At 42.9% G+C, this 20,694-nt stretch carries 20 protein-coding genes; 13 read left to right on the plus strand and 7 right to left on the minus strand.

The genetic code is table 11. The features are described from left to right. The first annotated feature begins 7 nt into the window (after positions 1-7). Complete coding sequence (locus tag F9Y84_RS09515) at positions 8-1,483, plus strand: Ppx/GppA phosphatase family protein (RefSeq protein WP_147390850.1); 1,476 nt, start codon at positions 8-10, stop codon at positions 1,481-1,483. A 308-nt stretch (positions 1,484-1,791) separates the two neighbouring features. Here F9Y84_RS09515 and F9Y84_RS09520 read toward each other — a convergent pair whose 3' ends face one another. Then, the gene (locus tag F9Y84_RS09520; RefSeq protein WP_147391462.1) at positions 1,792-3,069 is read right to left on the minus strand and encodes an EAL and HDOD domain-containing protein; all 1,278 of its coding nucleotides are present in this window, start codon (positions 3,067-3,069) and stop codon (positions 1,792-1,794) included. A gap of 284 nt (positions 3,070-3,353) precedes the next feature. On the opposite strand from F9Y84_RS09520, the gene F9Y84_RS09525 reads away from it, so the two are divergent. Beyond that, entirely contained in the window at positions 3,354-4,109 is a 756-nt protein-coding gene (locus F9Y84_RS09525; protein WP_147391461.1) for a substrate-binding periplasmic protein, read from the plus strand. Between the two features lie 466 nt (positions 4,110-4,575). Beyond that, complete coding sequence (locus F9Y84_RS09530) at positions 4,576-5,145, plus strand: PhnA domain-containing protein (protein WP_125252145.1); 570 nt, start codon at positions 4,576-4,578, stop codon at positions 5,143-5,145. A 78-nt stretch (positions 5,146-5,223) separates the two neighbouring features. On the opposite strand, the gene F9Y84_RS09535 is transcribed toward F9Y84_RS09530, so the two are convergent. Further along, on the minus strand, positions 5,224-6,066 hold the full coding sequence (locus F9Y84_RS09535) for a 23S rRNA (adenine(2030)-N(6))-methyltransferase RlmJ (protein WP_147389861.1): 843 nt from the start codon (positions 6,064-6,066) through the stop codon (positions 5,224-5,226). A 225-nt stretch (positions 6,067-6,291) separates the two neighbouring features. Between F9Y84_RS09535 and F9Y84_RS09540 the strand changes: the two genes are divergently transcribed. The 7 genes from F9Y84_RS09540 (at position 6,292) to F9Y84_RS09570 (ending at position 11,495) form a co-directional block, all read left to right on the plus strand. After that, positions 6,292-6,519: a DUF904 domain-containing protein gene (locus F9Y84_RS09540; RefSeq protein WP_125252147.1), complete on the plus strand. Its 228-nt coding sequence runs from the start codon at positions 6,292-6,294 to the stop codon at positions 6,517-6,519. Then, on the plus strand, positions 6,519-6,809 hold the full coding sequence (locus tag F9Y84_RS09545) for a cell division protein ZapA (RefSeq protein ID WP_125252148.1): 291 nt from the start codon (positions 6,519-6,521) through the stop codon (positions 6,807-6,809). Before F9Y84_RS09540 ends, F9Y84_RS09545 begins: the two co-directional genes overlap by 1 nt. Positions 6,810-6,850: 41 nt before the next feature. After that, the gene (locus F9Y84_RS09550; protein WP_147389863.1) at positions 6,851-7,783 is read left to right on the plus strand and encodes a hypothetical protein; all 933 of its coding nucleotides are present in this window, start codon (positions 6,851-6,853) and stop codon (positions 7,781-7,783) included. Positions 7,784-7,810: 27 nt separating this feature from the next. Then, entirely contained in the window at positions 7,811-9,307 is a 1,497-nt protein-coding gene (locus F9Y84_RS09555; RefSeq protein WP_167508255.1) for a LysM peptidoglycan-binding domain-containing protein, read from the plus strand. Between the two features lie 101 nt (positions 9,308-9,408). Further along, positions 9,409-9,897 carry an FKBP-type peptidyl-prolyl cis-trans isomerase gene (locus F9Y84_RS09560; protein ID WP_147389864.1) on the plus strand — a complete coding sequence of 163 codons (489 nt, stop codon included), beginning with the start codon at positions 9,409-9,411 and terminating at the stop codon, positions 9,895-9,897. Positions 9,898-9,900: 3 nt separating this feature from the next. After that, positions 9,901-10,629 (plus strand): SDR family NAD(P)-dependent oxidoreductase, encoded by a 729-nt coding sequence (locus F9Y84_RS09565; RefSeq protein WP_147389866.1) that lies wholly within the window; start codon positions 9,901-9,903, stop codon positions 10,627-10,629. A gap of 17 nt (positions 10,630-10,646) precedes the next feature. Then, positions 10,647-11,495 (plus strand): amidohydrolase family protein, encoded by an 849-nt coding sequence (locus F9Y84_RS09570; protein WP_147389868.1) that lies wholly within the window; start codon positions 10,647-10,649, stop codon positions 11,493-11,495. Here F9Y84_RS09570 and F9Y84_RS09575 read toward each other — a convergent pair. From F9Y84_RS09575 to F9Y84_RS09595, 5 genes are all read right to left on the minus strand, one after another. After that, on the minus strand, positions 11,475-12,245 hold the full coding sequence (locus F9Y84_RS09575) for a YggN family protein (protein WP_128729816.1): 771 nt from the start codon (positions 12,243-12,245) through the stop codon (positions 11,475-11,477). The two genes, F9Y84_RS09570 and F9Y84_RS09575, sit on opposite strands and share 21 nt — an antisense overlap. Before the next feature lie 206 nt (positions 12,246-12,451). Beyond that, positions 12,452-12,955 carry an Lcl C-terminal domain-containing protein gene (locus tag F9Y84_RS09580; protein ID WP_147389870.1) on the minus strand — a complete coding sequence of 168 codons (504 nt, stop codon included), beginning with the start codon at positions 12,953-12,955 and terminating at the stop codon, positions 12,452-12,454. 10 nt (positions 12,956-12,965) lie between these two features. Beyond that, positions 12,966-14,651 carry an Lcl C-terminal domain-containing protein gene (locus F9Y84_RS09585; RefSeq protein ID WP_147389872.1) on the minus strand — a complete coding sequence of 562 codons (1,686 nt, stop codon included), beginning with the start codon at positions 14,649-14,651 and terminating at the stop codon, positions 12,966-12,968. Positions 14,652-14,667: 16 nt separating this feature from the next. Further along, positions 14,668-15,000 (minus strand): hypothetical protein, encoded by a 333-nt coding sequence (locus F9Y84_RS09590; RefSeq protein ID WP_125252155.1) that lies wholly within the window; start codon positions 14,998-15,000, stop codon positions 14,668-14,670. Between the two features lie 22 nt (positions 15,001-15,022). Continuing rightward, positions 15,023-15,727, minus strand: coding sequence for a DUF2982 domain-containing protein (locus F9Y84_RS09595; protein ID WP_125252156.1), 705 nt, complete (start codon positions 15,725-15,727; stop codon positions 15,023-15,025). Between the two features lie 228 nt (positions 15,728-15,955). On the opposite strand from F9Y84_RS09595, the gene F9Y84_RS09600 reads away from it, so the two are divergent. Genes F9Y84_RS09600 through msrA form a run of 3 tightly spaced genes read left to right on the plus strand, consistent with a single transcriptional unit; the run spans position 15,956 to position 20,647 of the window. Then, on the plus strand, positions 15,956-17,008 hold the full coding sequence (locus F9Y84_RS09600) for an efflux RND transporter periplasmic adaptor subunit (protein WP_147389874.1): 1,053 nt from the start codon (positions 15,956-15,958) through the stop codon (positions 17,006-17,008). 6 nt (positions 17,009-17,014) lie between these two features. Beyond that, positions 17,015-20,113: an efflux RND transporter permease subunit gene (locus F9Y84_RS09605; RefSeq protein ID WP_128729812.1), complete on the plus strand. Its 3,099-nt coding sequence runs from the start codon at positions 17,015-17,017 to the stop codon at positions 20,111-20,113. Then, positions 20,114-20,647, plus strand: coding sequence for a peptide-methionine (S)-S-oxide reductase MsrA (msrA, locus tag F9Y84_RS09610; protein WP_147389876.1), 534 nt, complete (start codon positions 20,114-20,116; stop codon positions 20,645-20,647). Positions 20,648-20,694 lie beyond the last annotated feature (47 nt).

Raw genomic sequence — 20,694 nt, forward strand, 5'->3', positions numbered from 1 at the left:
TTAATGTATGCGCGACTACCCTTCTATTGCAGCTGTGGATTTAGGTTCAAATAGTTTTCACCTTGTTGTTGCAAGAGAAGTTGATGGTCGCTTACAACTGCTCCATAAAGAGAAACAAAGAGTTTACTTGGCCTCTGGTCTGGACAGCAACTTTAATCTCAGTGACGAAGCTATCGCAAGAGCACTAGATACCTTGTCACAATTTGCGACAACTTTGCATGGCTTTCCAAAAGAGTCTGTTCAAGTAGTAGCGACTTATACATTACGAAATTGCAAAAATCTCAATTACTTTATTGCCAAAGCAAAACAAGTTTTTCCCTACCCGATTAATGTAATTTCTGGTCAAGAAGAAGCGCGTCTTATTTATCAAGGTGTAGCAAATTACGAACATGATACGCACAACCGCTTAGTTATCGATATAGGCGGTGGCAGTACAGAACTGGTGATAGGACAACACCTGACCCATAAGCTTTTGAGTAGTCGTAATGTGGGCTGTGTGACCATGAATAAAGCATATTTTGCTGATGGCAAGTTATCAGCAAAACGCTTTAAAAAAGCAGAGATCAAGGCCGAACAGCATATCGAGAGTATTGCTGCTAGCTACTTAAAACTTGGCTGGAATACAGTGATAGGCACCTCTGGAACTATCAAAACTATTGCAGCTATGGTCGCTGAGTTAACCGCAAGTGATGAGATAACACTTGCAAAGCTTGAGCAAATAAAGCAACTCTTTATTGACGCTCAGCATATTAATAACGTCACTTTAAAATCACTGCCAGAAGAAAGAAAAGTCAGTATTTCAGGCGGCCTTGCAGTATTAATTGCATTATTCCGACAGCTACATATTGCAACCATGCGTCTAAGTGATTATGCGCTTAGAGAAGGCTTATTATTTGAAATGCATCAAACGGAAGCATTTGATATTCGAACCCGAACTATCAATGCTTTTAGTGACCATTACAACATAGATAAATTACATGCTGACAATATATGTGAAACTATTCAGTTGTTTACATCGCAACTGAAAACCCACTGGCCGTTATCAAACTACGATGTAGAAATGCTTTGCTGGGCAGCAAAACTGCATGAGGTAGGCCTCGTGATTAACTCATCAGGAATGCATAAACACGGGGCGTATATTGTTAGACACAGTCAACTGCCAGGCTTTACGCAAGCTCAGCAATTAACACTCAGCGCATTGGTACGGTTTTATCGAAAGAAAATTAAATTACCTGAATTACTTGAGCTGATTGAAGGGGAATTAAGTCATTTTAGCCGCCTATTGGCAATTTTTCGCTTGAGTATACTAGTGAACCAAAAGCGTCAGCAGGAGCAACTTCCTGAACTTAGTATCGCAGCCCTAGACAATACGCTAGTGTTGCACGTTGGAGCACAGTGGCTTGCTTCCCATTCATTATTTGAAGCCGATTTAGAACAAGAGCAGGGATATTTAAAAGCATTGGGGATCCAGCTGACATTCTAAAGATTAGGACATCAAGACGCTGGCGATGACAGTGTTATCAACAGGTTTTTTGTCTCAAAATAGCAAACTTAGTTAAGAGATATAATCAAGCAATCATAATGGATAACAGCGACAAAGAAATATACAGCGACTCAAAGTAGAGGTTTTATACCAATTTGCTTAATTAAGTGGTCTATTTTGAGGCGAGAAAATCTTGTCGATAACTAGGAAAAAATTTTGCTATTTAGTTGTTCTAAATGAGAAATTTTTAACGCTGTTAGCGTCAGATTTACTCCTTCAAATTGAGCAAGTATTAAGTCAAATTGGTATTATTCAATCTCTTCGGTAACGATGGAGAGAATATCATCCGCATACGCTCTACTAGCGAGCGCCATATCATATAAATAGTTGGTTGGTGTGGCAGGTCTAATCGCTTTTAGTATACGCTCGGCTTCTTTCCAATCGTTCCGCTCAATTTCAAACGCCAAACGCAAAGCCCCCCCCAGCAACCCCTGATAGCTCAGCAGTGCACTTGAGAGTGAATCATCAAGTGAAAACTCAGATGCAATAACAGCAAGCTCAACATCGAGGATAACATCCAAAATAGACATCAATCCCAATAAGTAGCCCGTTTCAGCCATTTCTTCACCACCAGGCATGAGAAAGGTCTCTACAAATTTAGCACGTACTAAGCCTATTCTAGTAAGCTCACTTGGCTTATCAGAACCAAGTTCACTCAGCGCAAGAACTTTAACAAACTGTCTTATTGCATCTTCACCGAGATATACAACCGCTTGAGAAATTGACTTAATTTCTAATCTTTCTTCTCCAGCTCTGGCATTGGCAAGCTTCAATAATCTGGCTGTTAAGCTAAGATCTTTACTCACCCGAGATTGTATTTCTTTGAAACAAAGTGATTTTTTGGCTGTCGCCTGTAGCAGCTGGAATACCACCATTTTTGATGGTTCAACATTACCGTGATTGAGCATTTCCGGTTTAGCGAAAAAGAAGCCTTGAAAATAGTCAGCGCCTGAGGTTTTGATAAGCTCAAATTCGTCTTTTGTTTCGATCCGCTCAACGATGACTTTTATATCAGGAAACTGTCGCTTCAGCCGCTTCACAGCCATATTTGTTTTTATGATCGGCTGCTCAACTTCCACTTTGACAAACTCTACTAACGGTAATAACGGCTCCCACTTAGCATCACCATCATAATCATCCAGAGCAAAGCGGTAGCCTTTTTGCGTGAGTTTAGTCACAGTATTCACTAAAGAAGGAATATCTTTCGAACGCTCCACTATCTCAATCACAATTTTTTGTGGAGAAAGTAGTTTTGGCAACTCTTGTAATAGTGATTCATCGGAGAGATTAATAAAGGCTAACTGCCCTGCGGCTAATCGGTCTACCCCGATAAACATAAGCGAGTTAAAGAACATTCGGCCGGTTGCTTGACCATCGCTCACCCCAACAGGAAACGCGTTATTGTCTGAGTCACGATAAAGCAGCTCATAGGCAAAAACTTCCTGATCAGGCCGCAAAATAGCCTGCCTAGCAATATACTGTACTGCTGATTTGCGAATTTCAGTCACCGGACCACTCATTAACATTCGTATCCTTTAGAAGCCAAAAGGAAACCACGTATCTGGAAGCGTATAATATGGTTACGCCTTGGGCAATAAAAAGTTTCTATATTTTACAACACTTATAACCAAAAGTTACCACCTATTCATTTTAAGTGTGGTTTTACAGCAGCTTGATTACAATATAGATAAAATAGATAGTACTTGACCTGAACTTGGAGCAGGAAATGAGTTATACCAAGTCTAGGTTACTTATTAAAAGCTTCAGCGCTCCCTTGTCTTTATTTGAGCAGTTAAGCTAAGATGGGACTATGAAGCAAATTTTAATTCTTTGGTTCTTTACTTTCACAAGCTTTGTTAAAGCTGACCTCACCCCCTACTTAAAATATAGTTTAAGTGGTTCGGGTAGCTTTTATCCCTACTTTACTCATAACCCCGAAAAACCTGGTATATTTCCAGAAACAGTCGAAGCAATATTGAGCCATGCAGAGATCCGGGGGGAAAACCTACTACTTCCAGCTAAGCGTACTAACGCATATTTGGAACAGCAGCAGATTGACTTTGATATTATTAGCCCAGACTGGCTAAATGATGAACAGAAAAAAGACCCTCGATATATCTACTCGGAGCCAATACTTAGCATTAGAGAATATATTGTGACTCATCCATCACACCCTCCCGCTTTAACGCTTACAGGAAAAAAGGTTGGGACTGTTCGAGGCTACTATTACCACGACGATAACCTGTTTCATCGAGTGGACTTTGCCTCTGAAAGAGAATTGTTATTAGCGTTAAAATTGAAACGTATTGACTACATTATTATCGGTGACTTACCTGCTCAATATTGGTCAGAGCAGCTTGGTGTTGCTTTTATCTTTAATCAATTACACTCCGAAGGCATGCTGGCATTTCGCTTACTTGCTAAACATAAAAAGCTACTCAAGCCTCTCAATCAAGCGATTGCAGCCTTAAAGCAAGCGGGAGAATTCGAAAGAATTGAGCGGCAATACACCAGCACACTCCCACTCAACAAAAACACGCCAGTTAATCACGCATTAGTAAATTGATGTAACGCAAGCTTGCACAATACCACTTAGCCTTAATACTTGCTCAATTTGAAGGAGTAATACCAATTTGACTTAATACTTGTTCAATTTGAAGGAGTAAATCTGACGCTAACAGCGTTAAAAATTTCTCATTTAGAACAACTAAATAGCAAAATTTCTGCCTCGTTATCGACAAGATTTTCTCGCCTCAAAATAGACCACTTAATTAAGCAAATTGGTATAAATCTGACGCTAACAGCGTTAAATATTCTCATTTAGAACAACTAAGTAGCAACATTTTTGCCTTGCCTACATAGATGTAGATACCTTGGCGATAGCAGGACGCGGTAGCAGGGTTATCGACAAGGTTTTCTCGCCTCCAAAAAAGACCACTTAATTAAGAGAATTGGTATAATTTGCCCTTTTCTAGCTGAGTATCAAGTGCGTTTATTGCTATAATCACCGCTTTATAGCTTGGGAAGTTATTATGACAATCGCTGCCGCGCTAGCTGAGCGCAGTAACAATCAATGTGAATTATGCACATCAACTACAAACCTTGACGTCTACGAGGTACCACCAGTCAACGAAGCGCATTCAGATAAATGCGTGTACCTTTGTCAGCTTTGTAAAGACCAAGTTGAAGGTCAACAAGACTTAAACGCTAACCATTGGCACTGTTTAAATGACAGCATGTGGAGTCAAGTACCTGCAGTACAAGTCGTGGCTTATCGTATGCTTAACCGTTTAGCTACTGAGAATGGCTGGGCGCAAGATGCGTTAGATATGCTTTATCTAGAAGATGATACCCGAGCATGGGCTGAACAAGTACTTGCGGAAGATGACGATATTGTGCACCTTGACAGCAATGGCGTGAAGTTAAATGCCGGAGATACCGTTACCTTGATCAAAGACCTAGACGTAAAAGGCAGTAGTTTAGTGGCTAAACGTGGTACTGCGGTGCGAAATATCCGCCTGTCACCTTCCAACTCCGAACACATTGAAGGAAGAGTTGAAGGTCAGAACATTGTAATCTTGACAAAATTTGTTAAAAAGTAACCCTATTCTTGTTACCTTGAGTGTGGATAAAGAGCAAGAAAAGCTTTGCATTATCCAGCACTCAGGTGACTTACAACCCTACTCTTCAACTAGCTGAATACTGCGATAAAATGCCCCTTCTTCTTCAGCAAGCAAAGTGACAAGTTCAGGCAGCACCGCATCCATCGTCTTTTTTAACGTCCAAGGTGGATTAATCACTAACATGCCCGATGCCGTCATTCCTCTTTCTTGGGTATCTGCACGGGTCGCGAGCTCGAATAACTGGATATTACGAATACCAGAGTCGATGAGCTGTGACTCCATGGCGTCAATGCGCGCTCGGTCTACAACCGGATACCAAATCATATACACACCAGAGTCAAACTTTTTGTATGCTTTAATGATGCTTTGCACAGCAACGTCATAATCCGACTTTATCTCGTAGGGCGGATCCATTAATACACAAGCACGTCTGGATGCCGGTGGCACTAGGCCCTGCAACCCTTTAAAACCATCACTACCAGTTACTCGTAATGACTTTTTATGCGCAGTATTTTGCTGCAATAGTTCAAGATCTCTCGGATGTAGCTCAAAAAACCATCCTTTATCTTGGCGGCGTAAGTAATGCTCAGCAACTTTTGGCGAACCTGGATAATGACTCAGTCGCTCTCCTTCATTAAACGATTTAATCAAACAAACATAGTCGCTAATAGCTGTCACAGCGCCTGAGTATTGCCACAATTTTGCGATCCCTTGCAAATACTCTTGAGTTTTTTGCGCATCATCGCTTGCAAGTTCAAAAAAGCCTGCGCCTGAATGTGTATCAACATAGTCAAAAGGCTTCTCTTTTTTGACCATATATGACAATACTTCCGCCAATACTAAATGTTTTATTACGTCGGCAGGGTTACCTGCATGAAAAGAGTGTCTGTAACTGAGCATAAACCTGCCTTGCTAAAAGTAGCTTGCTAATTGAAACGGATTAAGTTTGAGCAGTTATTCATCTATTTTTAACTTTAATCTGAATCACTTATGAACAAAATATTCGAATACCGCTATTATCGCTTAAAAGTTGAGAAAAATCAGCAGAAAGTCGCGTAAACACTAGCATCCTCGGCCGCTTTGTTTTACATTTGCATGACAAATCACAGTCATATGAGCGCATTTATGAATAACCAAGATCTCCAAAAACTCGACCAGTTGATTGACCAACTTTTGAGCCAAAATAATCAGTTAAAATTGGAAGTTTCGGCACTGAAAGAACAAAATCAAAAACTCATCGATGAAAATGAAACATTACAGCTCGAAATGCTAGAAAGTGAAGAAAAGCAAAAAGAATTTAGCTCTTCTTTATCGGGCTTACTAGATAAGTTGCAGACCCAACAGGCGAGCTAATGTCTGAGCAAAATAACCAAGTAACAGTCACGTTGCTTGGCAAGTCGCATCAATTCGCGTGCGCACCAGATCAAGAGCAAGCGCTACATAATGCCGTAGCGCTACTTGATAGGCGTGTTGAAGAAATGCGTAAACGTTCAACCGTTCGTAATGACCATAGTGCACTGCTGCTTGCCGCTTTGCACTTATGTCACGATTTACAAGCACTAGAATTGAAACAGCAGCAAGATGCTGATTTTGTCTCCTCTCTCCTTGATAAGCTCACACCAACATCTGGCGATACAAAGTGATAAACATCTGTAAACCGCTGCTATACCACATCACTTTACTTATGAGTCTAGTGTTATCGGTAATAAGCTTTCGCAGCAGCGCGAGCAATGCAATTTCGCTTCATCAGCTAAATGATTCGGTTTACTTTGTTCAAGGAAAAAACCAGCCACTGATCCCCAATCAGGCTTTAGTGGTTGGTCAGCGCTGTGCGCTACTCGCTTCTATCCATGGTGATCTGGTCGCAACAGAAGCGCTCATTTCAACACTACAAAGCCAATTCAGCGTCCCTCTTTGCTATGCGGTGTCACTACATTCAGATATAAAGCAAGATACTAGCATCGCGTTACTACAGCATGCTTTTCCAAAACTGGTATGGTTAAGCCCAACAAAGACTTCTGGCGATAAGCTACAGCAGGCTTTCGCTGCACAATTAGCGCTGTTTGAACAAAGTATTGACCTGAGTAAGACCAGAGTTTCCACTCTAGATAAAGACCAGCAGGGGGCTTGGCAAGAAAAGCTGACGATTGCCAAACAAAGAGTGGCAAGCTGGTCAGAGCGCATAACTCACTTTCGTTCAAGTGAGACCCTTGATACCCACATCACCTCTTTGAATTTAGGCGAAGTAGAAGTTAACATTGCAAATTTTACAGGATTCACAGGCTCAGATCTCACCATCTATCTTCCTCATTCGCAGGGGCTAATTGGTGGCTACAATGTCGATTTAGTCCCCTTAGTACATAGAAAGCATTGGCAACAGTGGCAACAGGCACTCCAGACTCTACGCTCCAGACCACTAAGCTGGGTGTTACCTGCAACAGGAAAGCCATATAAACCTAATATGCTCTCTATCCCGGACAAATTTTTCACCTTACTAAATCAGACCATAGAACAGCAAGTTATTGAAAAAATAACCACTTTGTACTCAAATAAGCAGCAACAACAACGTGCAATATCACAATGGCAGCATATTCAACAACAAACTGACTTTGAATAATACTTAGCCTCTCGGTATAGTTAAAGGATGAACAGAGTCTTAATAACGCTATATGCTGTTGTGCTGATGGTCACACTCAGCGGGTGTAAAAGTAGCAGCAGTGTACAAGTAAGCAGACAAGCCATTTTGTCCGCGCTTACCCAAGTACCCGTAGTGCCTGCAAAACAACCAGAAGCGTCCCCGGAGCCTAAAGTAATTACACCCAAAAAGAACATAAGCTCCACTCATGAGGATGATTTGTGGCAATATGTTCGTCATCGGCTTAGCTTTAATACTGCTTCTCATCCTCGGCTGGATAAACGTATAAAATGGTATTTATCACAACCTAATTATCTTCAGGTCGTTAATCAGCGGGCGGTTCCATACTTCTATCACGTAGTCAATAAAGTAGAAAGTAAAGGGCTGCCAATGGAAATTGCTTTGCTGCCATTTGTTGAAAGTGACTTTAGGCCTAAAGCCAAATCTACCCAAAATGCAGTCGGAGTTTGGCAGCTAGTTGATGCCACAGCCTATCATTTTGGGATTAAAAAAGACAAATGGTATGACGGACGACAAGACGTTTTAGCCTCAACCGACGTAGCCTTGGAGTACCTTTTATATTTACACCAACGTTTTAATGGTGACTGGCTACACGCACTTGCGGCATATAATAGTGGTGAGGGACGAGTCAAAAAAGCCATTGCGAAAAATAAAAAAGCAGGGAAACCAACACACTTTTGGCATCTGAAATTACCAAAAGAAACTGCTGAGTATGTGCCTAAGTTGCTCGCACTCAGCCATTTATTAAAAACCGCGCCTTCAGATTTTACTATTCCCAGTTTACCAAATCACGCCACAACATCCGTACTAGATATCGGCCAACAGTTTGATATTGGGCAACTCGCTAAGCTAAGTGGAATAGATAAGCGCGAAATATACGCGTTAAATCAAGGCTTTTTAAAGCACCGAAGCTCACCAAGTGGGCCACATGTCGTGCTATTACCACTGCCCCAAAAAGCATTATTACAAAGCGCATTTTTTAGAGACAACTTTAGTCACGGCTACACCGTCAAAGCTAATGACACCCTATATCGTATCGCACTTAATGCGGGCATGAGTGTGACAGCGCTAAAGGCGCTTAACAATAAAACCTCTAACTTAATCCGTGTGGGAGAAACATTACGGATATCCAAAAACACAGCCCAACAACAGTGGCTCATTGACCATGAAATAAGTCCCTATATAAAGGAAATTGAAGCTAAGCCGTTACCTCAACGTGCGCATCACCATACTGTCAAAACGGGAGAATCGTTATGGACGATAAGCCGTCGATACAATGTTGCGGTAAAAGACTTACTCAATTGGAATTCACTTACTGCACAAACACTGATTAAACCAGGGAAAGTATTGACCTTACTACTGCCAGCGGTAGATATGCAGCAGCATCAACAAGAACCGCTTCCCCCCGCCCCCGTCAATAGGGTAAAAGTCATCCAGTCGTTACTTCGCCATGGGAAACCTTTGGCAAATGAAGAGCCGAATTAATCTCGAGAAACTTGCGTCCCAGAATGCCACTCACGTAAACTACTACCTTTACCGGTTGATGCAGCAAACATCACCTAGGACTAATTATTTAAGGTTTACTTATGCAAATTGCAAAGAACGCAGTGGTAGAGTTTCACTACACACTTCATGAAGGTGACAGCCAAATCGAGTCTAGCAAAAATGGCGATCCGCTAAACTATCTTCACGGCACTGAAGGCATGCTACCAGGGCTTGAAAGTGAACTTGAAGGCAAAACAGGTGGTGATAGCTTTACAGTAACCTTAACTCCAGAGCAAGCCTATGGGGAGTACCAAGAAGGCTTAGTGCAACGTATCCCTATCAAACACCTACAAGGTCTTGGTGATAGCAAAGTGTGGAAACCAGGCATGACAGCTATCGTTGATTCAAATCAGGGACGTCATCAAGTAAAAATCGTAAAAGTTGGTCGTTTTAACGCAGATTGTGATTTAAACCACCCATTTGCCGGTAAAACACTAACATTTGCTGTTGAAATCATCTCTGTACGTGAAGCCACAGCGGAAGAAATTTCCCATGGTCACGTGCATGCAGAAGGTGGTTGCGGACATTAAGTTATGAAAAAAGTTGCCATCGTTACCGGTGGCAGCTTTGGCATTGGCCAAGCCATTGTCAACAAGCTGCTATCGCAACATTACACAGTTTATAATCTAGATATAGTGCCTTGCGAGCAGGGTATTTTTCGTCACTGTGATGTTAGTAAAGTCGCTGATGTAAAGAGTGTCATTTCTGAAATTGTGACAGAAGTAGGCCATATTGATGCGCTGGTTTCAAACGCCGGCAAACACCTAAGCGCAACGATTGAAGACACCGATGAAGCGACATTTGACGCTTTATTCGCGCTAAATGTAAAAGGTGCTTACGCTGCTATTCAAGCCGTATTACCCAGTATGAAGGCACAAAAAGCCGGAAGTATCGTGTTAATTTCGTCGGATCAAGCGCTGGTTGGTAAGCCTAACTCTTTTGCTTATAACCTGAGTAAGTGTGCACTCGCTTCTATGGCTAAAACCACGGCGTTGGATTACGCTAAATTTAATATCCGCGCTAATGCGGTATGTCCAGGTACAATTGAAACGCCGCTATTCCACCATGCCATTGACAATTACTGTCAACGAAGTGGCGCCGACAAATCACAGATAGTCGCTGAGGAAGCAAAATTACAACCGCTAGAGCGCTTGGGACAACCTCAGGAAGTTGCGGCACTTGTGGCTTTTTTACTCAGTGAAGACGCCAGCTTTATTACCGGCAGCTTACAAAGTATTGATGGCGGTTATACCACACAGTAGCAAGCAGAGAGCCTACAATGAGCCTACCGATTATTGATACCCACCTACACTTTTTTGATTTGGCACAGGGTCAATACTCTTGGCTCAAGCACAATCCACCAGCTTGGCCGAACTTAGCGCAGATCAGGCAAAATCACCACCTCGCAAGCATTCCTGCTCATGATCGATTTACTTTGGCTGGGCTGGTGCATATTGAAGCCGGTTTTGATAATCAACATCCTATCAACGAGCTGCATTGGTTAGCACAAACTCTCACAGGGTTTCCATTTAAAGCTGTTGGCTACGCACCGATTGATGCCCCCCCAAAACAGTTTAGTGCAGCCATTACTCGCCTCATGACGCCGACGCTTGTTGCAGTAAGAGATATTACGGAAGGCGCAGATAGTCGCCGTTTGCATACGCCTTGGCTGCAAGAAAATCTAATCTACCTTGCATCATTGGGCTTGCATTTTGAAGCGCAGTTAGCCTTCTCACAGTGCGACACAATAGAATTATTACTGACACTGGCACAGCGCCACCCTCGCCTAAAAATCGTGTTTAATCATGCAGGGTTTATAGAACAAACACAACCATGTACGGCTGTCTTACAGCGGATCAGTACCTTAAAGAATGTCATGATTAAGTGCTCCGGCCATGAGATGCTTCAAAGCCCGATGGCACTGGACAAATGGCTAGGTCACCTCATTGACCATGCTGGTGAAGATAGCTTAATGTTAGGCTCAAATTATCCGGTCTCATTGATGCAAAAGCACTACTGGCAAGTTTGGCAAGACTATTTTAATGTTATCGGACTCTCATCGACTTGGCACAAGCTGAGTCGAGAAAACGCCAGTAAGTGTTATCACTTAAGAACGGATCTGGACTAGATCATAAGCTACCAACTCAGGGACTATACGCTGTAGTTTTTCTTCCGTTTTATCCAACGAGTTTAAGCACTCACAATACTCTTCGGCTTTTTCCTCTAACTGATGGGCTTTTTTCTGTAGTGACTTGTCTATCTCTTTTGAGATGATCTCCATACGCTGCCCCATATCATTAATCCTATCTTCAATATTGCCTTCTCGAGACTTAAACGCATCACCTAAAGAAACGAGGATCGACCCTAACGAGCCATGCACAGCAGAATGAATTTTTTGGCTAATTTCCTTAGTAAAAAAATCATCAATTTTTGACAATGATTGTGGTGCGATAAAAAAGAAATCATCACCGCGTTTGAACTTGTCCATGAGTGCACGTTCGACATATTGCAGCTGAGTTTTAAGTACCTCGGGCTCTTTATCTGACATACCTTCGACGACCTGCTCAATGGCACTTAACCCTAAATTGACCCCATCCGTAGCTAAGTTAACTAACTCTGGTACCGTATCTCGGATACCTAGCGAGTATTCACGAACGACAGCCTCGCCTTGTTGGTCAAGCTCAATCCAGCGTCCAAGAATAAAAAGCTGGCTATCGTTGTTGATTTGAATACGCGTTTGTCCGTCGTCAACAATTCGGATTTCATTATCCGTAATAATAAGACCATGTCCAAGCTCAACGTCACATTTGCTTTTTGCCTGTACCGAAGTGGTCAATACTGCACAAGACACGGCTATCGCACTGATTAATCGATTCACATGGCCTCCTGTGTAGTATATAAGAAATAAAATACTTCGAGAGAGTAGCAAAATATCAAACATTCCCAAAGCCATTTTAGATAGATGAAAACTGCGTGCAGGTCAAAAAAGTAATGTAGAGTGAAATCTATAAACGATAAGTTAGTTATCTGCCTACCACGCTAAGAACTGACTGCGGGGTAGGCCAAAAAGCGACAGTAACGTGCTTACTGATAGTAGCGCACTAATCGAACAAAGGCATCCGATGTTTTATTGGTTGGGTTATTCTTACCATCCGCAAACTGATATGCCCACGCAAATGTTGGCTGACTCGCTTGCGTCGTTGCAGACCAATAGTTGTTACTTTTTGTCGTAGGAAATATTGTGGCATTGACAGCAGGCGCAACACATTGATGTAGTACAATACTCGCCAATTCCTTGATATTTGGCACATGCCAATCGCTAAAATCTGCAAAGCTGTCTTGGCTGGCTGCTATTAATGCTTGCTGCCATGTTAGCTGCTGGCTATCCCCTTCACAGTTTTGTGAAGTGCTATTGTAACTTTGTCCAAAATTACAACGCTGCCACATTAATCCAGTTTGACTATCGAGTATCGTGCCATTCGCATTTACCGTATAACGGCTTGTATCCGTCACTGTACCAACACACGTTTGGGCGTAGCCTACAGTTGAAAATAATATCGTGAGTAGCATCGAAATCACCTGCTTCATAGTGCTCTCCTTATGGGTTTCTAACCAATCTCACAAATGCCTTACTCGACTTTTCAACCGCAAAATCGTTACCAGTATCCATGTCTATCACATAAGCACGTCGAAGCGCTGTTCCTGTACCATCTAAACTTGATTGCGTCGTCCAATAGTAGCGGTGCCCAAGTAGTGCAGAGGCAGGCAAATTGGGAAATAGTGATTGATCAATAACCGCCGAGTTTGCATAGCTAAAATCCAACAAACCAAGCAGCTCCATGTACGTTGGTAAACGCCAATTATTACCTCCACAATAGCTTTGCTCTCCAGTGGCAGGGTTATTAACTTCATCAATTAGCGCTTGAATTCCACAGTGGTTATCTTGCGGGCAGCTGGTATTCGCCGTTGATTGCACACTGCCTTCCGCAAATGTGCCATCTACAGATAACGCCCAGGTATAACTATTTTGTGCGTTGCGTGTAGAGGTATTCGGTAACGTCCCAGCACTGGCCTCTTTTACTTCCCAGATAAGTCCTGACACATTGTCTCTAATACAGGCAAAGTCAGTCGCATCATCAGGTAACTCATCAGCAAACTGGTTCAGCTTGGTAAAATCAAATCCGGCGTTACCTCGACCTTCTTTCGCTACTTGCGTTGCAAAATAGTCTCGCCCACGTAAGGCGTCTTGACCACTAAAGCTATCGCTGTTGCAGGCAATTGCAGTATTGTTGTCGTAGCAAGCAAGTTGACCACTATCATTGAGTTTACCCAGTGGTTTTTTCTCAATATCAACGACCACATTATCGGTCGCAGTGCGGTTTTGCGAGTCTGTTACTGTAAGCTCGAATTCAGCTTTTGATAACACATTTTTATCTGGGGCAATAAAACTGGTCACACAATCATTTGGTGCACTTAACGAGACAGTGGTTGTGGCTGGTATTTGCCTCCAACTACACTGCTTTTGACCAGACACTGTATCACTTTTAGAGCCATCTAGCGTCACCGTATCAAAGGCTTGTACCTGCTGATCACTTCCTGCATTCGCGACCACGACTGGGGTATTAGCTAATAATCCCACTGGAAACTGATTACTCGCCTGCCCTCCTTCATCATCGGTGACAGTCAACTTCCACACTGAGGTTTGTGCCGTATCTAACAGAGGATGGATAAATGATAATGTTGCATTGTTCAGACTTGACGGCTGTATGGTGTTGGGACCACTTAGCTGTTGCCATTGATAGGCGACAATCTGACCGTTTTCATCTGGATCGGAAGATCCCTCGCCGCTAAGAGTGATGGTATCTTGATATGTTGCAGGTAGTGTCTCAGGCGCTGTTTGCGTAATATTGACCAGTGGTAGTTGGTTATTAGACTTAACAGAAACCATTACCTGATCGCTGGCGAGACTGCCATCTGGCGCAACATAATCCACTTGGATTAATAAATCGACATTAGCCTTAACATCTGGCGCAACGAAGCTTGCTTGTTGATCTGTGATGGGAAACTCACTCACTGTCGCACCAGACACAACTTGCCAGTTAAACGTTCCCCCTGCAGGAGATCCTGTAGCATTCAAAGTAACGTCGGTCTTTTCAGTCACTTCTTGATCCATTCCAGCGTTTACCGAAGCGCTCACTTGTGTAGGCTCACTACCACCTGAGCCTCCGCCACAGCCGCTAAGTAGCAACGCTAATAAACACCAACTTCCCCTAAACGCTGTCATATAATCCCTATTTAAGTTACAAGTAACTCTCTTGATGTATGCGAACAAACAACTTGGTGCCCACTTTGCTGTAATCTACTTTATACTCACGGCCATCTAACGCTTGAATAAATAGCAAGCGCTTCACTTCCCCAAACACATCAACGCTTGCAACATGGACAACTTCTAGGTAGCGCTCTTTCGCTTCTCTTCGGTTTCTTGGTAGCTCTTCCTTAAAAGGCACCAAGCCATTGGCCGTCACCATGATTTTTGGGTGTGCTTCACCATTAACAATCACAAGATCTAATTTCTTCTCTTTGTGAATAATGGTATTGCGCCCACTTTTAATATAGGCCGTCTCTAAGCTCATATTGGTGTATCCTGTTACATCTTCAATGGGTGGTATGTTCTTCTAACAATGCGTTTACCACCTCTTTAGGGTTTAGTTTCCAGCGGTTTAACATGGCTGAAAATTGCCAAATATCCCTGTCTAAAGCGGTCGCAGGCAAAAGTAAATCATAACCTGTAACCGTTTTTAAATTATCCATTCGGTTTGCAAACATTGCCATTAAACCAGTGTATTCTTTACCAGCTTTGGAACGATAACTTGTATCTTCTATTAACCATTCCGATGGGCAATTGCCATTTTCACAATGTATTTTAACAGCTTGTAAAAAAATATGCCGCTGTTCTATCAATAATTTACCCGCAAGCCTCGGGGTTAGATTAATTAAAAATGCGTCAATATCATTAAGTTTAATACCAACTGTATTTAACTCAAGTGTTTCAATACCTTGTTGCACGCTCGGTATGCCACTTGAGTGAAAGTTTACAATAGGAAGAGACCAAGCTCCATACTTGTGTACATAGCTAAACTCTTGTTCATTAAAGCATAAACTAAAGTAGGGTTGCTGACTTTTCAAAAAACCGATAAAGATAGCGACTAGCATGGCACTCGCTAGAAATATTTCGATAATCGAAATAGGCGTGCCACGAAGATTGACAAAAAGCATGATCACCACCAGGCCGATGGCACCGACAAGCATAAATTCAGCACCGTGTCTGTTTGCTGTTGCACGTAATTTAGCTTCAAGCATACGTATACCAAGTGTAAAAAAAGTACATAATGATCGCCCATACTACCAATTTACGTATTGTGATACACCGTTTACAAGAGTGACTGCTTTTCATAATATTTAATTTAGGTACAAATACTTAAATTGAATTAGATTTTCGTTTAACGCACAAATTTACAGGATATGCCGTCGAGTTTGCTAGCCTTTATTTTTGTAAACTAGAAACAAATTATAATCTGGGTCACCTATATGCGTCATCAATCAGGGAAAGCACTGTTTCCTTTTATTATTATAGTGCTAGTCGCGATCAGCGGCTATTTATATTTACCAGCATCCCAAGGAAAAGCAAATGGCAGAGCAGTATCGGCAACACCGGTTCAAGCACACACAGTAGCAAAGGAAGAGCGTGTCATTACCGTTAATTCAATTGGCTCTGCACGCGCAAATCAAGCCATAAACGTAACCAGCGCGCAAAGCGATTACATTGCGCAACTGTACTTTGACGACGGAGCTGTAGTAAAGCAAGGCGACAAGCTTGTGCAGTTACGTGACGCAGAAGAAAAGCTCGACATAAAAGCGTTAAAAGTGACGCTAAAAGAAGAAATTCGACAGCTTAACAGACTCAAAGATCTCGCCAAAACCCAATCTGCGGCCCGCTCGCAGTTAGAGGCACAATCAGCTAAAGTAGACTCATTAACAGCGCAGCTTGAAGCAACGAAGACCAAATTGGCAGAAATGACTGTGTATGCACCTTTTGATGGCTTACTTGGTACTCGAAATGTTTCAATAGGTAGCTTCGTTAATAATAGTACCGTGATCACCACATTAGATGACATCAGCATCATCAAAGTTGACTTCCAGGTTCCCGAGAAATACCTAGCTCAACTGCAACTAGGTATGCAAGTGAGTGCAAATAGCGAGGCCTATCCAGCACAAACATTTACCGGAAAAGTATCCCATATAGATCCGCGCATCAATGAACAAACTCGTTCAGTACGTGTTACAGCAAGTTTTACCAACACAGAATATAGGCTACGCCCAGGTATGTTGCTGCACATCGCACTTGAGCTAGCGAGATTTGAAGCCCTTGTCGTCCCAGAGAAAAGTATTATTCCACGACAAGACAAGCATTATGTCTTTATCGTTGACAAAGAGGGCAAAGCCCAACAACGCGAGGTGCACTTGCAAACTCGCTTTAGCGGCTGGGTTGCGATTGATAAAGGCTTAGCAGAAGGCCAACAAGTGATCACCGAAGGCACATTAAAAATCCGCTCAGGATCAAAAGTGGAAATTAAGGGGTAAACCGGCGTGAAAATCACTGATACGGCGGTTAAACGCCCGATCTTCGCGATCGTAATAAACTTGCTATTACTGACCTTTGGTCTGGTCGCATTTACTATGCTACCGCTTCGAGAGTATCCAGACATTGAAAGTCCCATAGTTAACGTAAGTACTAACTACACGGGCGCTTCTGCGGAAGTCGTGGAGACCAAAATCACCCAAATTCTAGAAAACCATATTTCTGGTATTGAGGGTATAAAAAGTATTAACTCGAGCAGTCGCAACGGTAGCTCAAATATCACCATAGAATTTAACATCGACCGTGACATTGATGCAGCGGCAAATGATGTGCGCGAGCGAGTATCACGAGCACTTGATAGGCTACCAGAACAAGTCAGACCCCCAGAAGTATCTAAGTCCAATAGTGATGATAGCCCCATAGCTTGGTTTGTATTAAACAGTGAAACTATGGATACGTTGCAACTGTCCGATTATGCCCAGCGCTTTATAGTTGACCGCCTCGCTGTTGTTGATGGCGTGTCTAATGTTCGCATTGGTGGCGAGCGTAAATACGCGATGAAAGTCTGGCTCAACAGACAAGCCATGGCGGCTCGAGGGATCACCAGCAGTGACATAGAGCAAGTATTACGTCGGGAGAACGTTGAACTCCCCGCCGGTGAGATAGAGTCTCTTGACCGCGACTTCTCGGTAAGGATTGCCAGAAGTTATAAAACGCAAGACGACTTCAACAACCTTGTCATTAAACGAGGTGAACAAGGTTACTTAGTACGATTAGGCGAAGTTGCTGATGTACATCTTGAAGCGGCTGATGATGAAAGTACTTTCCGAGGCAATGGTAAAAATATGATTGGCCTTGGGATTGTCAAACAAGCCAAAGCCAACACTTTGGAAGTCGTTGATAATGCGCGTAAAGAGCTTGAAAAAATCAAGCGTAATTTACCGCAAGGTACCACAATCCAAGACAGCTATGACTCTTCTATTTTTATTCGAGAATCTATCACTGAGGTATATCGTACCTTAGCGATTGCCATGATTTTGGTGGTGCTGGTTATTTACATTTTCCTTGGCAATATCCGTGCAACTCTTATTCCCGCTGTGACAGTTCCTGTGGCCCTCGTCGCCACTTTTATGTTCTTACTTGCCATGGGCTACTCCATTAACCTCCTTACCTTGCTTGCACTTGTACTAGCAATTGGCTTAGTGGTTGATGATGCCATTGTAATGCTAGAGAACATTTATCGTCGCATTGAGCTTGGTGAGCCAAAATTACTCGCAGCATACAGAGGGGCACGGGAAGTTGGCTTTGCTATTATCGCCACCACCCTAGTGCTGGTTGCGGTATTTATCCCTCTCGTATTTATGGACGGTCGTATTGGTGCGTTATTCACTGAGTTTGCTTTTGCAGTAAGCGCAGCTGTCTTGTTCTCAAGTATTACCGCGTTAACATTGTCACCAGCGCTGTGTTCCAAGGTATTAAAGCCAAGCAATAAAGAAAACCGCTTTAGTCAGTGGATGGATAATCAGTTTAGTCGACTTGAGCAAGCATACCGTCGTGTATTACAAAGAAACTTGACGCGAAAATATAGTTTGATCGTAATGCTTGCACTAGCTGGATTTACTAGTTACAGCTTATTTCAACAAATCCCATCAGAGCTCACGCCAAAAGAAGATCGCGGTACATTTTTTGTCATGATGAATGGCCCCGAAGGCGCAAGCTATGAAAATAACGCCGAGAATATGGCCAAAATCGAAGAAAGATTGCTGCCATACGTCGAATCCAACGAATTAAGCCGTGTTCTTGTCCGTGTCCCTGGTTGGGGTGGCCAAGGAGGTGTTGCGATTATTGGTATGCCAGACTGGGATGAACGCAAACGCTCAACGTGGGAAGTCATTGATGAAATCAGTGGTAAAATGCAAGAAGTCACTGACATTCGTGCATTTGCCATCATGCGCCGAGGTATTGGTGGCGGTGGCAATGCTCGCCCCATCGAATTTGTGCTTCAAGGAAACGACTACGATGAATTGGCAGCATGGCGCGACCGTATACTTGCCCGAGCACGGGATAACAAAGGACTGGTTCGCTTAGATCATGACTACAAAGAAACTTTCCCGCAGTTTCTGATCAGTATTAATAAAACCAGAGCTGCCGATCTAGGTGTGTCCGTCAATGCAATTGGGCAAACACTAGAAACCATGCTTGGACAACGCCGCGTAACTACCTTTATTGATCGAGGTGAGGAATACGACGTCATTCTAAAAGGTACCAAAGCAGACTTCTCTGCGCCTGACAATATTGCTGATATTTACGTTAAGTCTAGAAGTGATGCGCTGGTGCCTTTAGACAGCTTGATCACGATAAAAGAAGAAGCAACCGCAGCACGACTGAATCGCTATAACCGTATGCGTGCAATCACTATCACCGCCAACCTTGCTGGTAACTATACGCTTGAACAGGCTCTGGACTTTTTAAATAAAGTTGCCGCAGAAGAAAATGACATAGATGGTGCTATTGATTATAAAGGTGAGTCTCAATTATTTTATGAAGGCGCATCAGCAATGACTTACGTCTTTATTCTTGCGCTCACCGTGACTTTCTTGGTCCTAGCGGCACAGTTCGAAAGCTTCGTGCACCCTTTAGTTATCATGTTGACTGTTCCATTGGGGTTAGTCGGTGCTATGTATGGACTATTCTTAACGGATAGTACATTAAATATCTACAGCCAAATTGGCATCGTTATGCTTATTGGGCTAAGTGCTAAAAATGGTATCTTGATCGTTGAATTTGCCAATCAGCTTCGTGATAAAGGAATTGTATTTGAGCAAGCAATAGTCGATGCCGCAGCACAACGACTTAGGCCTATCATTATGACTTCGTTAACCACTGTGATGAGTTCTATTCCGCTGGTGTTTGCTACTGGTCCTGGGTTTGAAAGCCGTATGGTTATTGGCGTCGTGATCTTTGCAGGTGTAAGCGTTGCGACCATTTTAACGTTATTTGTGATCCCAACGGCTTACACTTTACTGGCGAAAAAGACCCAATCTCCAGAAGAGACGAGCAAGCGCCTAGAAGAGCAATCTCAACAATATCCAGAGCAGGAGATGTAGATGGCAAACTTACAAACCGCAACCTTTGGTGGTGGCTGTTTTTGGTGCATTGACGCGGCATTTCGCCGTGTCAGTGGCGTCGAAGCAGTAACATCGGGATATGCTGGCGGTCATACGGATCAGCCTACGTACCAAATGATCTGTCGTGGTGACAGTGGACATGCTGAGGTGGTGCAGCTGCAATTTAATCCTGATAAGGTCAGCTTTATCACACTACTTGAGATGTTTTTTACGCTACATGATCCGACCCAGCTTAACCGTCAAGGAAATGATATAGGTACACAATATCGCAGCGTAGTGTTTTATCACAACGAGCAGCAGCAACAGCAAACTCAAGATTATATAGCGCAGCTGCAACCTCAGCTACCTGAGAAAATTGTAACCGAAATAAGTCCAGCTCCGAGCTTTTATCCTGCGGAGCAATATCATCAGGACTACTTTACTGAGAATCCAAACCAAGGATATTGCAGTGTGATGATAGCACCCAAGGTTGCCAAGTTCGAAAGCCGATTTGCGGCAAAATTGAAAAACTAAATGACTCGATGTTTAGAAAAGCCGAGTGCGCCATGCACTCGGCAACA

It is taken from the genome of Pseudoalteromonas peptidolytica, from assembly GCF_012641745.1.
Classification (GTDB): Bacteria; Pseudomonadota; Gammaproteobacteria; order Enterobacterales; family Alteromonadaceae; genus Pseudoalteromonas; species Pseudoalteromonas peptidolytica.

Coding starts and splice junctions, on each gene's coding strand:
- F9Y84_RS09515 (WP_147390850.1), top strand. CDS start 8: ATGCGCGACTACCCTTCTATTGCAGCTGTGGATTTAGGTTCAAATAGT.
- F9Y84_RS09520 (WP_147391462.1), bottom strand. CDS start 3,069: ATGTTAATGAGTGGTCCGGTGACTGAAATTCGCAAATCAGCAGTACAG.
- F9Y84_RS09525 (WP_147391461.1), top strand. CDS start 3,354: ATGAAGCAAATTTTAATTCTTTGGTTCTTTACTTTCACAAGCTTTGTT.
- F9Y84_RS09530 (WP_125252145.1), top strand. CDS start 4,576: ATGACAATCGCTGCCGCGCTAGCTGAGCGCAGTAACAATCAATGTGAA.
- F9Y84_RS09535 (WP_147389861.1), bottom strand. CDS start 6,066: ATGCTCAGTTACAGACACTCTTTTCATGCAGGTAACCCTGCCGACGTA.
- F9Y84_RS09540 (WP_125252147.1), top strand. CDS start 6,292: ATGAATAACCAAGATCTCCAAAAACTCGACCAGTTGATTGACCAACTT.
- F9Y84_RS09545 (WP_125252148.1), top strand. CDS start 6,519: ATGTCTGAGCAAAATAACCAAGTAACAGTCACGTTGCTTGGCAAGTCG.
- F9Y84_RS09550 (WP_147389863.1), top strand. CDS start 6,851: ATGAGTCTAGTGTTATCGGTAATAAGCTTTCGCAGCAGCGCGAGCAAT.
- F9Y84_RS09555 (WP_167508255.1), top strand. CDS start 7,811: ATGAACAGAGTCTTAATAACGCTATATGCTGTTGTGCTGATGGTCACA.
- F9Y84_RS09560 (WP_147389864.1), top strand. CDS start 9,409: ATGCAAATTGCAAAGAACGCAGTGGTAGAGTTTCACTACACACTTCAT.
- F9Y84_RS09565 (WP_147389866.1), top strand. CDS start 9,901: ATGAAAAAAGTTGCCATCGTTACCGGTGGCAGCTTTGGCATTGGCCAA.
- F9Y84_RS09570 (WP_147389868.1), top strand. CDS start 10,647: ATGAGCCTACCGATTATTGATACCCACCTACACTTTTTTGATTTGGCA.
- F9Y84_RS09580 (WP_147389870.1), bottom strand. CDS start 12,955: ATGAAGCAGGTGATTTCGATGCTACTCACGATATTATTTTCAACTGTA.
- F9Y84_RS09585 (WP_147389872.1), bottom strand. CDS start 14,651: ATGACAGCGTTTAGGGGAAGTTGGTGTTTATTAGCGTTGCTACTTAGC.
- F9Y84_RS09590 (WP_125252155.1), bottom strand. CDS start 15,000: ATGAGCTTAGAGACGGCCTATATTAAAAGTGGGCGCAATACCATTATT.
- F9Y84_RS09595 (WP_125252156.1), bottom strand. CDS start 15,727: ATGCTTGAAGCTAAATTACGTGCAACAGCAAACAGACACGGTGCTGAA.
- F9Y84_RS09600 (WP_147389874.1), top strand. CDS start 15,956: ATGCGTCATCAATCAGGGAAAGCACTGTTTCCTTTTATTATTATAGTG.
- msrA (WP_147389876.1), top strand. CDS start 20,114: ATGGCAAACTTACAAACCGCAACCTTTGGTGGTGGCTGTTTTTGGTGC.